This window comes from Methylocystis sp. (genome assembly GCF_051061285.1).
Classification (GTDB): Bacteria; Pseudomonadota; Alphaproteobacteria; order Rhizobiales; family Beijerinckiaceae; genus Methylocystis.
On sequence record NZ_JBPFEA010000040.1, the window covers coordinates 139,654 to 157,808 of the forward strand.

At 64.8% G+C, this 18,155-nt stretch carries 16 protein-coding genes; 6 read left to right on the top strand and 10 right to left on the bottom strand.

What is annotated here, in order from left to right; all coding sequences use genetic code 11:
* Positions 1–50: 50 nt before the first annotated feature.
* The 8 genes from ACR65T_RS14700 to ACR65T_RS14735 form a co-directional block, all read right to left on the bottom strand.
* The gene (locus tag ACR65T_RS14700) at positions 51–830 is read right to left on the bottom strand and encodes a polyphenol oxidase family protein (RefSeq protein ID WP_434497188.1); all 780 of its coding nucleotides are present in this window, start codon (positions 828–830) and stop codon (positions 51–53) included.
* 10 nt (positions 831–840) lie between these two features.
* Positions 841–1,923, bottom strand: coding sequence for a class I SAM-dependent methyltransferase (locus tag ACR65T_RS14705; protein WP_434497189.1), 1,083 nt, complete (start codon positions 1,921–1,923; stop codon positions 841–843).
* A complete protein-coding gene (lgt, locus tag ACR65T_RS14710) occupies positions 1,920–2,744 on the bottom strand; it encodes a prolipoprotein diacylglyceryl transferase (protein WP_434497190.1) in 825 nt (274 codons plus the stop codon). The genes ACR65T_RS14705 and lgt overlap by 4 nt, the downstream gene beginning before the upstream one ends.
* 120 nt (positions 2,745–2,864) lie before the next feature.
* Positions 2,865–5,072, bottom strand: coding sequence for a 3-hydroxyacyl-CoA dehydrogenase NAD-binding domain-containing protein (locus ACR65T_RS14715; RefSeq protein ID WP_434497191.1), 2,208 nt, complete (start codon positions 5,070–5,072; stop codon positions 2,865–2,867).
* A 40-nt stretch (positions 5,073–5,112) separates the two neighbouring features.
* Positions 5,113–5,550 (bottom strand): type II toxin-antitoxin system VapC family toxin, encoded by a 438-nt coding sequence (locus ACR65T_RS14720; RefSeq protein WP_434497192.1) that lies wholly within the window; start codon positions 5,548–5,550, stop codon positions 5,113–5,115.
* On the bottom strand, positions 5,547–5,864 hold the full coding sequence (locus tag ACR65T_RS14725; RefSeq protein ID WP_434497193.1) for a type II toxin-antitoxin system Phd/YefM family antitoxin: 318 nt from the start codon (positions 5,862–5,864) through the stop codon (positions 5,547–5,549). Before ACR65T_RS14725 ends, ACR65T_RS14720 begins: the two co-directional genes overlap by 4 nt.
* Positions 5,865–5,923: 59 nt before the next feature.
* On the bottom strand, positions 5,924–7,132 hold the full coding sequence (locus ACR65T_RS14730) for an acetyl-CoA C-acetyltransferase (RefSeq protein WP_434497194.1): 1,209 nt from the start codon (positions 7,130–7,132) through the stop codon (positions 5,924–5,926).
* Between the two features lie 66 nt (positions 7,133–7,198).
* Positions 7,199–8,992 (bottom strand): acyl-CoA dehydrogenase C-terminal domain-containing protein, encoded by a 1,794-nt coding sequence (locus tag ACR65T_RS14735; RefSeq protein WP_434497195.1) that lies wholly within the window; start codon positions 8,990–8,992, stop codon positions 7,199–7,201.
* 289 nt (positions 8,993–9,281) lie between these two features.
* On the opposite strand from ACR65T_RS14735, the gene ACR65T_RS14740 reads away from it, so the two are divergent.
* The 3 genes from ACR65T_RS14740 (at position 9,282) to ACR65T_RS14750 (ending at position 14,578) form a co-directional block, all read left to right on the top strand.
* Entirely contained in the window at positions 9,282–12,926 is a 3,645-nt protein-coding gene (locus ACR65T_RS14740) for a peptidoglycan-binding protein (protein ID WP_434497196.1), read from the top strand.
* Between the two features lie 115 nt (positions 12,927–13,041).
* Complete coding sequence (locus tag ACR65T_RS14745; protein ID WP_434497197.1) at positions 13,042–13,338, top strand: hypothetical protein; 297 nt, start codon at positions 13,042–13,044, stop codon at positions 13,336–13,338.
* Between the two features lie 64 nt (positions 13,339–13,402).
* On the top strand, positions 13,403–14,578 hold the full coding sequence (locus tag ACR65T_RS14750) for a lytic murein transglycosylase (protein ID WP_434497198.1): 1,176 nt from the start codon (positions 13,403–13,405) through the stop codon (positions 14,576–14,578).
* Here ACR65T_RS14750 and ACR65T_RS14755 read toward each other — a convergent pair.
* Both ACR65T_RS14755 and ACR65T_RS14760 read right to left on the bottom strand, forming a co-directional pair.
* Entirely contained in the window at positions 14,546–15,709 is a 1,164-nt protein-coding gene (locus ACR65T_RS14755; protein WP_434497199.1) for an AI-2E family transporter, read from the bottom strand. The two genes, ACR65T_RS14750 and ACR65T_RS14755, sit on opposite strands and share 33 nt — an antisense overlap.
* Positions 15,710–15,868: 159 nt before the next feature.
* Complete coding sequence (locus ACR65T_RS14760) at positions 15,869–16,069, bottom strand: hypothetical protein (RefSeq protein ID WP_434497200.1); 201 nt, start codon at positions 16,067–16,069, stop codon at positions 15,869–15,871.
* A gap of 163 nt (positions 16,070–16,232) precedes the next feature.
* On the opposite strand from ACR65T_RS14760, the gene ACR65T_RS14765 reads away from it, so the two are divergent.
* From ACR65T_RS14765 to lptA, 3 genes are all read left to right on the top strand, one after another.
* Positions 16,233–16,847: a ribonuclease D gene (locus ACR65T_RS14765; protein ID WP_434497201.1), complete on the top strand. Its 615-nt coding sequence runs from the start codon at positions 16,233–16,235 to the stop codon at positions 16,845–16,847.
* 65 nt (positions 16,848–16,912) lie between these two features.
* Complete coding sequence (lptC, locus tag ACR65T_RS14770) at positions 16,913–17,617, top strand: LPS export ABC transporter periplasmic protein LptC (protein WP_434497202.1); 705 nt, start codon at positions 16,913–16,915, stop codon at positions 17,615–17,617.
* A complete protein-coding gene (lptA, locus tag ACR65T_RS14775) occupies positions 17,618–18,148 on the top strand; it encodes a lipopolysaccharide transport periplasmic protein LptA (RefSeq protein WP_434497203.1) in 531 nt (176 codons plus the stop codon).
* Positions 18,149–18,155: the final 7 nt, after the last annotated feature.

Sequence of the window (18,155 nt, forward strand, 5' to 3'; positions counted from 1 at the left end):
CCCGGTCAGGCCTTCGCCTGTTCACGCGAACCGCTCAATTCAATCATGCATCAGATCAGCGCGATCGCCGAGACGAGCCGCCCATAGTCCGGCTCGCGGCGATGGACGCTGCGGCGGTAGCTGAAACAGCGCGCTTCGTCGGCATAAGTGTCCACGCCGAGGTCTTCGAAGGAGGCCACCTCCAGCGCCTCGACGCGTGAGGCGATGAAGCCCGGCAGATCGAAGGTGGCATGGCCTTCGCGCGCCGGCGGCGTAAAGAAGCGCGAAAAGGAAGCGTCGGCTTCGCGAAACTGATCGATGAATTCCGGCCCGACTTCATAGCTCGTCGCGCCGATCGCCGGGCCGAGCGCGACGTGGATGTCGGCGCGGCGCGCGCCATGCGCCTCCATCTCTCGGACGGTCGCTTCGATGACGCCGCCGAGCGCGCCCTTCCAGCCGGCGTGACAGGCGCCGATGACGGCCGCCGTCGCGTCGGCGAAAAGCAACATGCCGCAGTCGGCGCCGGTGACGCCGAGCGCGAGCGAGACTTCCGCCGTGACGACGCCATCGCATCGCGGCCGCGCGTCAGCGCTCCACGGTTCGCGCACGGCGCGCGCCTCCGCGGAATGGATCTGGAACGGCACCAGCAGGCGCTCGGCCGCCACTCCGAGACGCGCCGCCATGCGGGCGCGATTCTCCTCGACATGCGGCGGCGCGTCGCGCGAGCCGACGCCGCCATTGAGTGACGCGTAGACGCCTTCGGACACGCCGCCGTCGCGGGTGAAAAAGGCGTGGCGCAGTCCGGGCAGGCTGAGATTTCGCGCGGTCAGCGCAGGCGTTTCGAACGTCATCGCGCCGATGTTACACGAAAAATCCCGGCAGGTCGGGCATGTCGGGATGGGTCACCGCCATCACTTTGAACAGTTGGCCCATCTGACGGCGCGCGTCGTCGACGCCGGTGAGACGTTCGAAGGCGTCGATGATCGACTGCGCCTGCTCGGGCGTCGCCTTTTTCGACAAGGTCTCGGCGCGGCGTTCGATGCCAAGCTGCAGCAGAAATTGCGCTTGCGTCACCGGGCCCATCACCTTGGCGCCGCGCGCGCGTGCGGCGCGCGCCAGAGCCGCGAAATCGACGTGAGCGGTCAGGTCCGCTTCGCCGGGGGTAGCGAGCGGATCGACATAGGCGTGGCGCGACACCGCCTGCAGACTTTCGCCAAGCGACGTCTGTTCATAGCCATAGTCAATGAGCAGCAGCGCGCCGCCTTGGGCGACGAGCCGCGCGGCGATGTCGCCGATAAGCTTCTGGCTTACGGCGCTGACTTCTATGATCGATCCTTCGCGCGCCGGGACGTTGAGCGTCGGCTCGATCTGATCGGACAGTCCGAAGGCGAGTTCGCCTTGCGCGTCGAGCCCGACAAGTTGTTCGCGCCAGCCGCTGGCGGTCTTGACGAAGTGCCTGACGGGCAGGGCGTCGAAAAACTCATTGGCGAGGATGAAGGCGGGGCCGGGGGGCGTTTCGGAAAAATCCAGATGCCATTGCGCCGGCTTTGCGGCCCTGGCCAGCGTCTGGCGTTGCGCTTCGCGCAGAACCGGACTGGTTTCGACGAGATGCACGCTGACGGCGGAAAAGAAGTTGGGCGCGATCGGCGTCACACGCAGCACGTCCGACATCAGCGTGCCGCGCCCGGGTCCGAGCTCGACGAGCCTAGCCTCATTCGGCGCTCCCGCGGCGCGCCAGGCTTCGGTGACCCAAACGCCGAGCAATTCGCCAAACATCTGGCTGATCTCCGGCGCGGTGACGAAATCGCCGCCCGCGCCGAACGGGTCGCGCGTCATGTAATAGCCGTAGCGCGGATGCGTCAGGCAGAGCGACATGAATCGCTCGAGCGTCATCGGACCGTCATGAGCGATCGTCTCGACGATCTCTCTTTTCAAGGCGCTCATGCCGTCGCGCTCCTCGGGCGCAGCGCGAACATGATCGCCGCCGCGCCAATTAAAACAAGCGGCGCAGAAAGGACCATGCCCATGGTCAATCCATTGGGCAGCGCTTCCTGCACCGGATCGGGTTCGCGAAAAAACTCGCAGAAAATGCGCGCCAGCCCGTAGCCGACGCCAAAAAGGCCGGTGGCGAGACCCGGGTGTTTGAGCGCGCCGTGACGCGCGGCGAGCCACAACAGCAGGCCCAGCGCCACGCCTTCAAGCCCCGCCTCATAAAGCTGGCTGGGATGGCGCGAGACGTCGCCGGCGCCGGGAAAGACCATCGCCCAGGGAACGTCGGTTTCGCGACCCCACATCTCCGGCTTGATGAAATTGGCGAGGCGGCCGAAGAAAATGCCGATCGGCGCCACGGTGGCGCAAATGTCGCTCACCGTGAGCAGCGGCACGCCGCTGCGACGCGCGTAGAGTCCCATGCCGATGATCGCCCCGATGAGGCCGCCGTGGAAGGCCATGCCGCCCTTCCAGGTCTGGAAAATTTCCAGCGGATGCGCGAAATAGAACGCCGGATCATAGATCAGCACATGCCCCAGTCGTCCGCCGATGACGACGCCGAAGGCGACGAAGACGAGAAGATCATCGAGAGACTCTCGGCTTGGCCGCGGTTGGCAGCGCCTCCAGAGCGCGTCGTTTGCGGCGAGCGCGCGCAAGCCGAGCCAGCCGAAGATGAAGCCGCCGATATAAGCGAGCGCATACCACCGCAGCGGCACGGGCCCGATGTTGACGGCGACAGGATCGATCACTGGAAAGGGAAGCACAAAAATCGCCATTAACCAGGTCCGGGCGCGGGCGCGCGTTTCAAACCCACACGCCCAGCCTGTCTTTTACCCGCCGGCATGACGGATGTCATGTCTGGTCTGAAGCGCTTCAAAACGCGCGCGAGACGCAGATCACGCCGCCATTTTCTGCGGCATGAACCGCCCGTAAAAAGTTTCGCCTTTCGCCGCCATGTCACGCAGCAGTTGCGGCGGCTCGAAACGCGGACCGAATTTTGCGGCGAGCGTGTCGCATAGGGCGACGAAGGCCTTTGCGCCCATGCCGTCGATGTAGGAGATGACGCCGCCGGTGAAGGGCGCGAAGCCGAAGCCGAGAATGGAGCCGACGTCCGCCTCGCGCGGATCGGTGACGACGCCCTCCGCCATGGCGCGCGCCGCCTCGACCGCCTGCGTCACGAGAAAGCGCAGCTTCATTTCCGCGACGTCGAGCGTATCGGGATCGAGTTCAGTCTGCGCCAGGGCCGAGAGACCGGGCCAGAGGCTTTTCGTTCCATTGGCGTGATAGTCGTAAAAGCCCTTGCCGTTCTTGCGGCCGAAGCGACCGTTTTCCTCGACCATGAAGCGCAGCACGCGTTCTTGCGCCGGATCGACGGAGCCTTCGCCGAGGTCCTTCTTCGTCGCCTGCAGGATTTTCCATCCGAGATCGAGCGCGACTTCGTCATTGAGCGACAACGGCCCGACCGGCATGCCGGCCATGCGGGCGACATTCTCGATCATCGCCGGCGGCACGCCGTCAACGAGCATGATCTGCCCTTCACGAACATAATTGAGCACGCAGCGATTGGCGAAGAAACCGCGCGAGTCGTTGACGACGATCGGCGTCTTCTTGATGATGCGGACGAAGTCGAGCGCCGTCGCCAGCGCGCGGTCGCCGGTTTTTTTGCTCAGGATCACTTCGACGAGCAGCATCTTCTCGACGGGTGAGAAGAAATGGATGCCGATGAAGTTCTCGGGCTTCTGTGTGGTGTCCGCGAGCGATGTGATCGGCAGCGTCGACGTGTTCGAGGCGAAGATCACGTCGGCGCCCGCAACCTCCTGCGCGCGCTTGGTGACGTCCGCCTTGACCGCGCGGTCCTCGAATACGGCTTCGAGCACAAGATCGCACCCCTTGAGCGCGGCGTAATCAGCGGTCGCGACGACGCGCGCCATCAGCGCGTCCTTGTCGGCGGCGGTGGCGCGGCCCTTGCTGACGGAACTCGACATGAGCTTGTCGATCGTCGCGACGCCCTTGTCGGCGCTTTCCTGATCGCGATCGATGAGAACGACGTCGAGGCCGTTCAGCGCGCTGATATAGCCGACGCCGGCGCCCATGAAGCCCGCGCCGATAATGCCGATCTTCTTGAGATGGGTGGGGCCGACGTCCTTTGGCCGATGCGCGCCCTTGTCCAATTCATTCTTCGAGAGAAACAGCGAGCGGATCATCGCCGCCGCCTCCTTCGAGCGCAGAATATGCGCAAACCAGCGCGACTCGACAGTCAGCGCCTGGTCCATCGGCAATTGCAGCCCTTCATAGACGGCGTGCAGAATGGCCTTGGCGGCGGGATAATTGTCGTAGGTCTCGCGGCGATAGATGGCGTTGGCGGCGGGCCAGATCATCATGCCCGTTGGCGAGAACACCCTGCCGGACGGAGTCTTGAACTCCTTTATGTCCCACGGCGCCTGCGCCTTGCCGCCGTTGACGATAAAGGCGCGGGCGCGATCGACGATCTCTGCTCTCGGCGCGATCTCGTGCACGAGCTTGGCGCCGAGCGCGGCTCTGGGCTTGATCTGATCGCCCCTGAACAGGAATTGCAGCGCGTCGCCGGTCTGCATGATGCGCGAGACGCGCTGCGTGCCGCCGGCGCCCGGAAAGAGCCCGACCTTGATTTCCGGCAGGCCGACTTTGGTTTTCTCGTCATCGGCCATCACGCGATAATGGCAGGCGAGCGCAAGTTCGAAGGCGCCGCCAAGGCAGACGCCGTGAATGGCGACGGCGAAAGGCTTGCCGCAGGTCTCCAGCTTGCGGTAGAGCAGCGACAATCGGCGCGAGAAGTCGAAGAACTGCTTGTTCGCCGCGTCTTCGCCTTGCTCCTTGAGCGCCTTGGCGTATTGCGCGGCGCCATGCTGCAGCATGGAAAGATCGGCGCCGCCGGAAAAGGCGCTCTTGCCCGAGGCGATCACGCAGCCCTTGACGTCGGGGTCGGCGACGACCGTGTCGATGATCGCCTCCAGCTCGTCCATCACGTCGGGCGTGATGACGTTCATCGAGCGCTCGGGCATGTCCCAGGTCGCAAGCGCGACGCCGTCGGCGCCGGTCTCGAAGCGGAAATTGACGAGATTCATCGGACGACTCCCTTAGGCGCCTCGCGGCGCGGCGTTCTTGCTATTGCGCGCCGCCTTGCGGCAGCCATGGATTGAGGAGATCGATGTCGAAATTTCGAAAGTCCTTCATATTGCGAGTCACGAGCGCCAGATCGTGGCTCCGCGCCGTGGCGGCGATAAAGGCGTCGATCGGGTGGAGTGCGAAGCCGCGCATCTTTGCTTCCGCCATCAACTCTCCCCATGTCTCCGCGATCGCCGGCGTCACATCGAGGATATGGCGGTCGAATCGGCTCCGCAGATCATGCCGTATCCATATGTCGAGCTCCGTTTTTCGTCGTCCTTGCGACAGGAGGGCGGCGCCGCGTCTCAACTCCCCGAACGTGACGGCGGAAACGAAAGTTCTGTCTTCGTCCACATTGCGCGCCCATTCGATCACATTCTCATCTGGTTGCGGCCGTTTGAATTCCGACAGAACGTTCGTATCCAGAAGATAGTTCACAGTTCGATATCGCGCGGTTCACACGGAACCCGCTCCAGATCGATTTCGGACCCGCGCAGCGGCGAATTGAGCAGGAAATCGGCGAGCGTGCCCTTCCGCTTGGTCTTTCGCTCCCACTCTTCGATCCCCACGACAACAGCGGTTTCTTTTCCGTTGCGGGTGATGGTTTGCGGGCCTTCCGTGCGCGCCTTTTCCAGCACGGTCGAAAGATGCGCCTTGGCGTCGGCGACGGTCCAGGGTGTCGCCGCCTTCGCCTTGCGGATAGGCGACTTCCGTTTGCCGGCGGCGCCTTTCGTTGTCATGATCTTTGGCATACCCGCTGCCCTCAGATGACTATAATAGTCATAATAGTCATTTCAATTCTCGCATGCAATCACACCCGCTCCACGATCGTCGCCGTGCCCATGCCGGCGCCGATGCAGAGCGTCACGAGCGCGGTGGATTTTCCCGTGCGCTCCAATTCGTCGATCGCGATGCCCATCAGCATGGCGCCCGTCGCGCCGAGCGGATGGCCCATGGCGATGGCGCCTCCATTGACGTTGACCTTCGCCGGGTCGAGGTCGAAGGCTTCGAGGTAGCGCAGCACCACGGCCGCGAAGGCTTCGTTCACTTCGAACAGATCGATGTCGCCGACGGTCATGCCGGCGCGATGCAGCACTTTTTTCGTCACGTCGACAGGGCCGGTCAGCATGAGCGCCGGGTCTGAACCGATATTGGCGTAGGCGCGAATCTTCACGCGAGGTTTCATGCCATGCTTCTCGCCCGCCTCTTTCGAGCCGACGAGCACCGCCGCGGCGCCGTCGACGATGCCCGACGAATTGCCGGCATGGTGCACGTAATTCAATTTCTCGACTTCGGGATGCGCCTGAATCGCCACGGCGTCGAAGCCGCCCTGTTCCGCATAAAAGGCGAATGAGGGCTTCAACGCGGCGAGCGACTGCATGTCGGTTCCCGGCCGCATATGTTCGTCGCGGTCGAGCAGGGTGATGCCGTTGACGTCCTTCACCGGCACGATCGAATGTTTGAAACGACCTTCTTCCCAGGCCTTCGCCGCGCGCTTTTGCGATTCGACGGCATAGGCGTCGACGTCGTCGCGCGAGAAGCCGTATTTGGTGGCGATGAGATCCGCCGACACGCCCTGCGGCATGAAATAGGAGGGAATGGCGATCGTCGGATCGACAGGCCAGGCGCCGCCCGACGCGCCGATGCCGACCCGGCTCATGCTCTCGACGCCGCCGCCGATCGCAAGATCATGCTGGCCTGACATGATTTCGCCGGCGGCGAAATTCACCGAGTCCAATCCGGAGGCGCAGAAGCGGTTGATCTGCACGCCGGGTACTTTGTAGGAGTAGCCCGATGAAATCGCCGCGGCGCGGGCGATGTCGCCGCCGGCCTCGCCCACAGGATCGACGCAGCCGAGGATGACGTCGTCGATCTCGGGCCCTTCGAGCTTGCAGCGTTTCCTGACCGCCTGCAGCGCCGTGACGGCGAGGCCGAGCGAAGAGACCTCATGCAGCGAACCATCCGGCTTGCCGCGGCCGCGCGGCGTGCGAACGGCGTCATAGATAAAAGCGTCGGCCATGAAGAGTTCCTCTTCTCGAATCTTTCCAGCGCGTCCCTCTCCCGCGAGCGGGAGAAGGAGGGCGCCTTAAAACATCTCCTCGGGGAGCGACATCATCGTGTCGGCGCCGGTTGAAATGCGCGTCAGGCGCAGGCGCGTTTCCGGCAGCATGCGCTCCATGTAGAAGCGCGCGGTCAACAGCTTCGCATCCATCAGCTCGGCCCGCTCAGGCTCTTGCGCCTTTATCGCCATCGCCGCCTGCGCGATCTTCACCCACATCACGCCGAGCGCGACGCGGCCGAAGAGATGCATATAGTCGTAAGAAGCCGCGCCGGCGTTGTCGGGCTTCGCCATGGCGTTCTGCATCAGCCACATCGTCGCCTTTTGCAGATCGTCGAGCGCCGCCTTCACCGGCGTCGCGAAAGGCTTGATCGCGTCGTCGGCGGCGAGCGGGTTCAAGAACTCCGCCGTGTCCTTGAAATAGGCCATGATCGCCCGGCCGCCGTCGCGCGGCAGCTTGCGGCCGACGAGGTCGAGCGCCTGGATGCCATTGGCGCCCTCGTAGATCATGCTGATGCGCGCATCGCGAACAAACTGCTCCATGCCCCATTCGCGAATATAGCCGTGTCCGCCGAGCACCTGCTGGGCCTTGACGGTGTTTTCGAACCCTAGGTCGGTGAGCACGCCCTTGAGCACGGGCGTGAGCAGGCCGAGCCGGTCTTCCGCCGCCTGGCGCGAGGCGGCGTCGTCGGAACGATGCGCGATATCGCTGTCGAGCGCCGCCGACAGCGCAAAGCCGCGCGCCGCTTCGTTGAAGGCCTTCATCTCGAGCAGCATCCGCCGCACGTCCGGATGCACAATGATCGGGTCGGCCGGCTTTCCGGGGTCTTTCGGACCGGAGAGCGCGCGGCCTTGCAGACGCTCCTTGGCGTATTGCGCGGCGTTCTGGTAGGCGACCTCGGACTGGGCGAGGCCTTGCATGGCCACGCCGAGCCGCGCCTCGTTCATCATCACGAACATGGCGTTCAGTCCGCGATTGGCTTCGCCGATGAGAAAGCCTTGCGCGCCGTCGTAATTCATCACGCAAGTGGAGTTGCCATGGATGCCCATCTTTTCTTCGATGGAGCCGCAGCTGACGCCGTTGCGCGGTCCAAGCGCGCCGTCGCCGTCAACCAGGAACTTCGGTACGACGAAGAGCGAGATTCCTTTCACGCCAGCGGGCGCGCCCTCGATGCGCGCGAGCACGAGATGCACGATGTTTTCGGTCAGATCGTGCTCGCCGGCGGAGATGAAGATCTTTTGCCCGGTGATCGAATAGGAGCCGTCGCCGCGCGGCGTCGCCTTGGTCGTCAGCAATCCGAGATCGGTGCCGCATTGCGGCTCGGTCAGATTCATCGTGCCCGACCAGCGGCCTTCCGCCATCTTCGGCACATAAAGCTTCTTCTGCGCGTCGTCGCCATGGCGCAGCAGAGCGGCGAGCGCGCCTTGCGTCAGACCTGGATACATGGCGAAGGACATATTCGCCGAGGAGGCGAACTCGTTCATCGCCATCGACAGCGTATAGGGCAGGCCCTGTCCGCCATATTCCTCGGGCACCGCGAGGCTGATCCAGCCGCCTTGAGCGAAAGCGTCATGCGCCTCCTTGAAGCCGGGCGGGGTGGAGACGGAGGCGTCGTCGTGACGCTTGCAGCCCTTTTCGTCGCCAATCTGGTTGAGCGGCGCGAGCGCCTCCTCGCAGATCTTTCCCGCCTCCAGGAGGATTTGCGACATGACGTCCGGCGTGACGTCCGCGAAGCCTGGCAAATTGCCGAAACGCTGAAAATTCAACACTTCATTTAGCAGGAAGAGGGTGTCGTCTACAGGCGCCTTGTAGCTCGGCATCAACGCCTCCTTGCAAGCCGGCGCTTGGCGCCGAGCCGTCGCGCCGCGATTCTCTCGGGCTACGTCATAGGTAGAGAGGCGCCGGCGCGCGCGCAAGCGAGCCGCGGTGCGACAATCGTGAGCGCGACGGCTCTTTGGAGCCGTTTCTTAACGGCTTCTTTACTTCGATCGACGGAAAGTCACGGCGGTCGGCGGCCCGCGCCGACAGTAGCGCGCGATTCGGGCGTTCGCGTCGGTTCCACCGCGTTTTTGTCCCAATTTCCACGGGTCGATCCCGCCGGACAGCCACATGACCAAGGCGCAATTTCCTGATCAGGGTCGTCCGAATTCCGAGTCGCCCGAAGATAAGCGCGAGGCTGGACATCGGGAGGAAAATCTTCCCAACGCGGAAGCGCCGCGCGACGAGAATCATGGCGTCGACCAAGACTCCATCTGGCGGTCGATCGCCGCACTCTCCAAAAGCCGTTTCGAGGGCCAGCTCGGCGAGCAGCCGTCCGCGAATGCGCGGCCGATTCGCAACGCGCTGGTGGAGCTCGAATCGCGGCTCGCGCGGCTGTCGGGCGAACATCGCGGCGCCGACGTCGAGAAGACGCTGCGCGGCCTTGATCAGCATCTCGCCGAAATTGCAGGGCGCCTGGACGAAAATGCGGCGCGCGGGGGCGTAGCGAAGCCGGCCTTGACGTCGGGCGCATCCGGCGGATCGCGCTTTGAGGCGCTGCAGCGCTCGATCGATTCCGTCACGCAGGGTTTAGACAGCTTTCGCGAGGACGCCGCCGAGCGCGGCGACCAGCAGCTCGTGATGATGCGACAAATCGAAAATGTCCGTCGCGAACTCCAGGATGTGGCGCAAGCGATCGGCGAACTCGCGCCGCGCGCATCGGTCGCCGCCATCGAAACGGCGATGGGCGATCTGCGCCAGGGCATCGAGTCGCAACGCGGCCGCGGGGTTCCAGACGAAACGCTCGCGCCTGCCGAGAGAATTATCGGCGAATTGCGCGCCGTGATCGAAGATCTCGATCCAACTCCCATCGTGCGCAACCTGCGCGCCGACGTCGAAACGATCGGCTTCAGGCTGGAGAAGCTGCAGAACGGAGACGTTGCGAACGCTTCGGCTGTCCGCGACCTCGCGCGTGAAACTCATGAGATCAAGGAACAGCTGACGGCGCTCATGGCGCGGCCACTGCCGCTTGAGAGGATCGAAACGCGCATCATCGACGTTACGCAGCGAGTCGACGCGCTGGCGCTTTCACGTGGCGCGTCCGGCGCGGATCTCGGCGAAGTGGTCAAGGCGATCCGCTCCATCGTCGCTGCGGAAACAGGAAAGGGACTGGAGACCTTCAACAAGCGGCTCGAACGGCTTGCGCGCAAGCTTGACGTCGTCGTCGAACAAACGTCGGCGGCGCGGTTCGACGAGATCGGCGAGCGCATCGACGAACTCGGCAAGACGCTGACGCAGCGCATCGATCGCGGCGCCGCCGCCAATATGGCCCCCCTCGAAGCGCTCATCACAACGCTGGCCAAAAAAATTGATACGGCGCTGGACGGCGACAGTCACGCCTCGGCGTTCGAGGAGATCGGCCGCAGGTTCGATCGGTTCGAGTCCCGCGTCGTGGACAGCGCGCCGACGGAATCGCTCGCGCGCATCGAGGCCATGCTTGCCGAACAGAACGCCGAACGTCAGTTCGCCGATCTCGCGGAGCGCATCGATGAGCTTCGACAGACGATCGCCGCGCGGTTGGAAAACCCCTCGGGCGCCGGCGATTCCAAAAATTTCGCAGCTCTCGAGAATTTGGTGCGCGGCCTCGATAGAAAAGTGGATGCCGCGTTCGCCGCCGACGCGCGGGATCTCGATTTGCAGGCTGTCGAGCGTCAGCTCGCGCAGCTCTCGTTCAAGATCGACCGGCTCGACGATCCATTCTCAGCGCCGAGATTTGGTGAACAGAACGCTCGGCTCGATGACATCGTCGAGCGTCTCGACCGTATACACGCCGCATTCGCGCAGCGGGTCGAAGACGGCGGGTTCGTCGATAAACGGGAGGGCGAGTTGGCGGCTCTCGTCGGGTCGCTCGCCGACCGCATGAAGCAGACGGCTGATCCCACGGCCGATGGCGGCGTGCTCAAATCGCTTGAAACTCAGATCGGCGCGCTGGCGCAGCGGCTCGAACGGATGGACGCAGGGAGCGGCGCGCTCATCGGCTTTGAGTCGAAGATCACCGATCTTTTCGCGCGCCTGGAGGACACGCGGTCCGCAACGACGCAGGCGGCCGAGGCGGCGGTTCGCCGGGCCGCCACGGAGGTTTTCCGCGATGCGGCGGGCGTTCAGCCGGCGGCCGTGCGCGTCGCCGTGCAGCGCGAATTGAACGAATTGCTCAGGACGCAAGACGCGAGCGGCCAGCGCACGAATGAGACGCTGACGGCGGTCCATCAAACGCTCGAGCGCATCGTCAATCGTCTAGGCGTGTTTGATGACGAATTGACCGAGAACCGCGGCGTCGCGCGGCGTTCGACCGATGCGGAACTCGGTGTCGAACTTTGTGGCGATGATACGCGCGAGCGGGTCGGCGCGCCGGCCGTCGCTGACGCCCAAGACGCTGTAAGCGAAGCCTTGGCGCCGGTCGATCCGATGGAGTTCCTGCTGCCGGTCAGCGATGGGGGCGCCGAACGGCGCGAGCCTTTCATCGCGCCGCCGGGATCCGAGGCCGATCAGGCCGCACCTCGCAGCTCGATTCAGTCGGACTTCATCGCCGCCGCGCGTCGCGCCGCGCAAACGCCTGCGGCTGAGGCTGACGCTGAGTCGGCCGAAGCGGCGGGCCACGCGGGACAGGCTCAGGAAAAGCCGCAGGGCGCCGCCGTGGTCAAACTCAGCGCCCTCATTCAGGACCGCAAGCGTCCGCTGCTGTTAGGCCTTGCCGCGGTCATGCTGCTGATCGGCGCCTATCAGATCGCGCGCATGGAGGGGCAGGGTGGTTTGACGGTCGGGCCGTCGCTCAGACAGCAGGAGGCGAAGGCGCCAGCCAAGGCGGTTCGGCCGGCTTTGTCGCCGGAAAAGCGGCTAGCCTCGAACCGCGCCTCGTCGCCGGCGGTGGCCGCGCGCCCGGCTACGCTTGGGCCGGTCCTCAAAAAGCCGCCCGCCGAGACGACGGCGTCGGCGCCCGTCGAACGACCCGTCGCCGCGCAGCGGAATATCGATCCGACCCCCACCGGAACGATCGAGGCGCCGCCGCTCTCGTCCGGCGACGCCTTGGCGACGATCGAGCGCCTCGCCGTCGAGGGCAATCCGGCCGCCCAGTATGAAATGGGCGCGCGTCTTGTCGAGGGACGTGGCGCCGCGCGCGACGCCAAGGCGGCCGCGCATTGGTTCGAAAAAGCTGCTGAAATGGGCCTGGCGCTCGCCCAATACCGGCTGGGTTCGATGTACGAAAGGGGCGTCGGGGTGGGGCGCGACTACGCCCGCGCCAGGCAGTGGTACGAGCGCGCGGCCGATTCCGGCAACGCCCGCGCCATGCATAATGTCGCCGTGCTGCTCGCCGAGGGCGGCGACGGCAAGCCGGATTACGCCGCCGCTGCAGAGTGGTTCCGTCGGGCGGCCGAATACGGCATCCGTGACAGCCAGTTCAATCTCGGCATCCTCTACGCCCGCGGCCTCGGCATCAGCCGCGATCTGCAGCAATCCTACGTGTGGTTTTCCGCCGCCGCGGACCAGGGCGATGAGGACGCGGCCAAGAAGCGCGACGAAATCGGCGCCCGGCTAGATTCCAAGGAGCTTGCCGCGGCCAAGGCGCTGGCCGCCGCGTTCCGCGCCAAAAGCCCTACGTCGGAGGCGAATGACGCGCCGGCGCTCAGGACGGGTGGCGGCGAGGGCGCGCGGGAGCAGGCGCCGGTCAAGCCGGCGCCGAAGTCGCCTTCCGGCAAGCCGCGGGTCTCGCAGCTCTGAGGCTTCGCCAGGCGGGCCATTAACGATTCATCTACGGGATCGCTCCTATTGTCCCTTCGAGCGAGCTTGCCGGCGCAGCGCGTGCGGAGATGTGGCTCGCCCCTCTTGGGAGAGTATGATGCGCAAAACTATCGCGACGCTTTCGGCGGCTTTGGCTCTCGGCGCCGCAGCCCTGGCGCCGGTTGCGCCAGCGCGCGCCGATTCAGCCGGCCCGGCCATTGCAGCGGGCATTGGCGGGTTTGCGCTTGGCGCCATTACCGGCGGGGCGCTCGCCGGTTCCGCGCCCCCCGTCGTCTATGCGCCTGCGCCTGTCTATGTCGCGCCGCCGCCGGTCTGCTGGGTCGAGCGCCGTCCGGTCTTCGACGAATATGGCGAGGTGATCGGCTCCCGCCCGCGCCGCGTCTGCGAGTGATGCGGACTTTTCACGACCGATGCGGCTCATGAAAAAGCCGCGTCCTTGCGCTAGAATTCGCAGCATGAAGGCAAATCATCTTCTGGCGGCGCTTGCCGCCTTGTTGTTTGCGGCCGCGCCCGCCCGCGCCGAATGGTCGAGCTGCCTCTCCGGCCTGCGCTCGGCGGCGGCCGGCGCCGGCGTCAGCCAGCAGACCATCGCGTCGGCGACGAATGGGCTCGCCCCTAACGACGCCGTCAGCTTCATGGACAAGCAGCCGGAGTTTACGACGCCTGTCTGGGACTATGTCGCCGGGCTCGTCGACGAGGAGCGCGTCGACGAAGGGCGTGTGATGCTGCATCAGCATTCCCGCGCGCTGCACGCCGCGGAAAGCCGCTACGGCGTCGATGCCCCGACCATCGTCGCCGTGTGGGGCGTCGAATCCGACTTCGGCAAGAGTTTCGGCAAGCGCCCCGTGGTCCAGAGTCTCGCGACGCTCGCCTGCGAAGCGCCGCGCCGCAATGACTATTGGCGCAAGGAATTCATCGCCGCGCTCAAAATCCTCGACCACGGCGATATCGCGCCGGAGGAGTTCTACGGCTCCTGGGCGGGCGCCTTCGGCCACACGCAATTCATGCCGTCGACCTTTCTCGGCATGGCGGTCGATCTCGACGGCGACGGCAGGCGCAATATCGCCAGCTCGGCGGCCGACTCGCTCGGCTCGACGGCGAATTATCTGCGCAGGAGCGGCTGGCGCGCCGGCATGCCCTGGGGCTTCGAGGTGCGCTTGCCAAACGGCTATTCCGGACCTTCCGGACGCAAGGGCCGCCAATCGATGGGATTCTGGCAGGCGCGCGGCGTGACGCGCCTCGACGGCGGCGGCCTTGGCGGGGGAACTGCGGCGCTGCTGCTGCCGGCCGGGCGGAACGGACCCGCGTTCCTGGTGACGAAAAATTTCGACGCGGTCTACGCCTATAACGCCTCCGAATCATACGCGCTGGCGATCTGCGTCCTGTCCGACAGGCTGCGCGGCCGGCCGGGCATTCAGACGCCATGGCCGACCGACGATCCGGGCCTCTCGCGCGCCGAGCGCCGCGAATTGCAAGCGCTTCTGACCCGCAGCGGCTATGAGGTCGGCGAGCCCGACGGGGTGATCGGCACGAAGACCAAAGAGGCGATCGCCGATTTCCAGTCGCGCGCCGGCTTGCAGCGCAATGGCCGCGCCGGCCTAAAGGTTCTTAACGCCTTGCGCGGACGGTAGGACCGGCGACGTCTCCACGTTAAAATCAGGTTCGGCGGCCGTGTCGTTGACCAATTTGAGATCGTCGGCGATCCAGGCCTTCGTCAGCTCCCACACGACGGCGAGCACGACCGGTCCTACAAACAGGCCGGCGATGCCATGCGCGAGAACGCCGCCGATCACGCCCACGAAAATCACCGGTATCGGCGTCGACAGCCCATGCGCGAAAATGAAGGGCTTCAGCACATTGTCCACGTAATTGACGCTGAGCATGCAGACCGTCAGCGCCAGCGCCGGCCCGGTCGCCAGGGTCGTCCACGCCCAGAAGATGACAGGCGCCACGACGAGCAACGGCCCGATCTGAATAATGCCGAGAACGAGAATGGCGATCGTCAGCAGGCTCGCGCCCGGCACGTCGGCGAGATACATGCCGGCGCCACCGACGACGGCCTGCAATAGCGACAGTCCCATGACGCCGCGCGAAACCGCGTTGATCGTCGCGCCGGCGAGATCGACGAATTTCTCGCCGCTCGAAGGATCGATGCGGCGCGACAGCGCGCGCGCCCCCGCGAGCATTTGCGGCGCGGCGGCGAGAATGAAGCCCATGAGCAGGACGGAGACGAGAAATTTGAGCGTGCCGGCGCCGGCGCTCTTCGCCATGTCGAGCAAGAATTCTCCGGCGGGCTTCAGCTGCGGCAAAACTTGGGTGAAGGCGCTGCGCAGATTGGTCGAGGCCAGCAGCCAGAAGGAATAGAGCTGCTCGCCGACGAACGGCCAGTCCTTGATCGAGGCGGGCGGCGGCGGGACGGCGATATTGCCCGTCTCGATCCCCGCCATCAACGTCTTGATGGGGTCGATGGCGCCGACGGCCATCCAGGTGACGGGCCCGATGATCAGTACGAGGCCGGCGATCGTCATCAAAACGGCGGCTGTTATTGGCCGGCCGCCCAATATTTCGGCCACCACGCGAAAGATCGGATAGAGCGCCACGGCGAGCACGACGCTCCACAGAATGATCGCCGCGAAAGGCAGGACGATGATGAAGGTCCAGTAGATCAGCGCGCCGATCGCGAACAGGCGGATCGCCAGTTCGATGACCAGCGCGTTGAAGCGGCGGTCGGAGCCGTTGGGGCCATTGGTCGGATCATTCACCGGCGTTCTCTTGTCATCCCGCGACTTTTGCATCGCAATAGAGTGAAGACTTGGCGGGCGTCTGACAAGAGGAGCAGTTTGCGGGTTGTCGGGCGAGTCGGTTCCGGGCGAACCGCAGCTCGCCGAACGCCAGCCGAAGCCCTGCGGCGTCACAGCGCCCTAATAATCGCCGCTTCCAACCAAAGGATGGATGCCGCCGGCGCCGCCGCGATCGGCGTTCTGCCGATTGCGCTTGCCGGTTTTTGTCGCCTGGTCCGATTTTGAGGCCGAAACGGATTTGGCGGTGGATTTCGAGGACGCCGCGGAGGCAGGCGGCGCAGCAATTGCGCAAGCGACAATCAAAGCAAGAATGTAACGCATGGGGTTACTCCCTGGGCCAGGAGGTCCATCGACCAGGGCCCAGCCATTAGGTAGCACAATTCGCCGCGCAGGCGAGCGAGTCGGGCGCGAACCCGCAACGCTTCGACAAGCCTTGCGCATTCTGCGATAGACTGTCCGCTCCACATCGAACGATTCGAGCCGCATGACCATCCGCCTCCACCAGGGCGATCTCCCCGAGGGGATCGGCGCTGGCGCCATTGTCGCGATCGACACCGAGACTCTGGGCCTCAATCCGCATCGTGACCGTCTGTGCCTCGCGCAGCTCTCCTTTGGCGACGGGGACGCCGAGCTTGTCCAGTTCGCGCGCGGTCAGACGCGCGCGCCCAATCTCGAGCGCCTGCTCGCCGATCCGGCCGTTCTGAAGCTCTTCCACTTCGCCCGCTTCGACATCGGCATATTGGCCAAGACCTTTGGCTTCGTTCCGGCGCCGGTCTACTGCACCAAGATCGCCTCCAAGCTCGCCCGCACCTATACGGACCGGCATGGCCTTAAGGATCTCGTGCGCGAGCTTCTTGGCGTCGAGATTTCAAAGCAGCAGCAGTCGTCCGACTGGGGCGCGCCGGTTCTTTCCGACGCGCAGCAGGCTTATGCCGCGTCGGACGTCCTCTATCTGCATCAGCTCAAGGACAAGCTCGACGCCATGCTTGCCCGCGAGGGCCGCGCCGAACTGGCGCAGGCCTGTTTCGATTTTTTGCCAGCCCGCGCCCGGCTCGACCTCGCCGGCTGGCCGGAAACGGATATTTTCGCCCATGAGTAAGGCGTTGGCGAATAAGGCTTTGGCTTTGCCTCGAATTCGCCACCTGCATGCCTCATGATCTCGACATGACCGACGTCTTGACGGCGCCCAGCGCCCGCGATCGCCTGGGCGGCCTTGCCGCTCCGCGCCAGAGCGCCTTTCCGGAGGCGCTGCGCCACACGACGCGAGTCGCGCGCTTGCGCCGCTGGATCCTTTGGGGGGCGGGCGGCGTCGTTGGGATCGTCGGCCTCGGCCTGCTGATCAGCTCGCTGCGCTTTCTGCCCGCCGATCTGAGCCTGGCGCGCGTCGCGCTCAAGGGCTCCCGCATCGTCATCGAGAGCCCCAAGCTCGTCGGCTATCGCAAGGACGGGCGTCCCTATGAAGTGCGCGCGCTTGTCGGCACGCAAGATCTGGCGAAGCCTGATGTGTTCGAACTCGATCAGCTCGAGGTCCGAGTTGAAAACTCCAAGGACAATTCCATAGTCCTGTCGGCGGCGAAGGGCATCTACAACAGGAAAGCCGATCGGGCCGATATGAGCGGCGGCGTCGACATCCACGAAGACAACAACTTCGACATGCGGCTCGAGTCGGCGGTCATGGATTTCAAGGACAGTGTTATGACGTCCGACAAGCCCGTGCTGTTGAAGATCGACGGCGGCGAGGTCACCGCGCAGTCTGTCGAATTTTCCCAAAAGGACCGTCACGCGTCTTTCGCGGGCGGGGTCCATTCGGTGCTATACGGGGAAGGCGATACGCCCCCGCAAACTTCGGGCGCCGCGACCAAGGACTAAATGCGCCGCCACCCTTTCGTTCTTCTCCTTGCTGCGCTCGTCGCCGCGACGCCGGCAGGCGCCGCAGGCCGCTCGGGCGGCATTCTGCCTGGCGCCTCCGCCAAGGATCCGCTCAACATCGACGCGGGCAAGCTCGATTATTTCGAGAAGGAGCAGAAGCTCATCTACTCCGGCAGCGTCATCGTCACGAACGGGCCCTCGACGCTCAAGGCCTCGCGCCTCATCATTTTTCTCGAAGGAAAGGGCAGCGGACAAGCCGCCGCGACGACCAATGACCGCGTCAAACATATCGACGCCGAAGGGCCGGTGACGCTGGTTTCAAAGGATCAGATCGGGACGGGCGATCGGGGCAGCTACGACAAGGCCGAAAACAAGGTTTATCTCGTCGGCAACGTCACGCTCACCCAGGCCGAGAACATCGTGAAAGGCGACAAGCTCGTCTATGACGTGGCGAGCGGCATGGCGACCGTGCAAGGCGGCGCGGCGCAGGGGGGGCGGGTGCGCAGCACCTTCACGCCGAAAAACCAATAAGGCTTCG

What these genes read in the sequence shown, in the direction of transcription:
- ACR65T_RS14700 (WP_434497188.1), bottom strand. Translation starts at nt 830, where the DNA reads ATGACGTTCGAAACGCCTGCGCTGACCGCGCGAAATCTCAGCCTGCCC.
- ACR65T_RS14705 (WP_434497189.1), bottom strand. Translation starts at nt 1,923, where the DNA reads ATGAGCGCCTTGAAAAGAGAGATCGTCGAGACGATCGCTCATGACGGT.
- lgt (WP_434497190.1), bottom strand. Translation starts at nt 2,744, where the DNA reads ATGGCGATTTTTGTGCTTCCCTTTCCAGTGATCGATCCTGTCGCCGTC.
- ACR65T_RS14715 (WP_434497191.1), bottom strand. Translation starts at nt 5,072, where the DNA reads ATGAATCTCGTCAATTTCCGCTTCGAGACCGGCGCCGACGGCGTCGCG.
- ACR65T_RS14725 (WP_434497193.1), bottom strand. Translation starts at nt 5,864, where the DNA reads ATGCCAAAGATCATGACAACGAAAGGCGCCGCCGGCAAACGGAAGTCG.
- ACR65T_RS14730 (WP_434497194.1), bottom strand. Translation starts at nt 7,132, where the DNA reads ATGGCCGACGCTTTTATCTATGACGCCGTTCGCACGCCGCGCGGCCGC.
- ACR65T_RS14735 (WP_434497195.1), bottom strand. Translation starts at nt 8,992, where the DNA reads ATGCCGAGCTACAAGGCGCCTGTAGACGACACCCTCTTCCTGCTAAAT.
- ACR65T_RS14740 (WP_434497196.1), top strand. Translation starts at nt 9,282, where the DNA reads ATGACCAAGGCGCAATTTCCTGATCAGGGTCGTCCGAATTCCGAGTCG.
- ACR65T_RS14745 (WP_434497197.1), top strand. Translation starts at nt 13,042, where the DNA reads ATGATGCGCAAAACTATCGCGACGCTTTCGGCGGCTTTGGCTCTCGGC.
- ACR65T_RS14750 (WP_434497198.1), top strand. Translation starts at nt 13,403, where the DNA reads ATGAAGGCAAATCATCTTCTGGCGGCGCTTGCCGCCTTGTTGTTTGCG.
- ACR65T_RS14760 (WP_434497200.1), bottom strand. Translation starts at nt 16,069, where the DNA reads ATGCGTTACATTCTTGCTTTGATTGTCGCTTGCGCAATTGCTGCGCCG.
- ACR65T_RS14765 (WP_434497201.1), top strand. Translation starts at nt 16,233, where the DNA reads ATGACCATCCGCCTCCACCAGGGCGATCTCCCCGAGGGGATCGGCGCT.
- lptC (WP_434497202.1), top strand. Translation starts at nt 16,913, where the DNA reads ATGACCGACGTCTTGACGGCGCCCAGCGCCCGCGATCGCCTGGGCGGC.
- lptA (WP_434497203.1), top strand. Translation starts at nt 17,618, where the DNA reads ATGCGCCGCCACCCTTTCGTTCTTCTCCTTGCTGCGCTCGTCGCCGCG.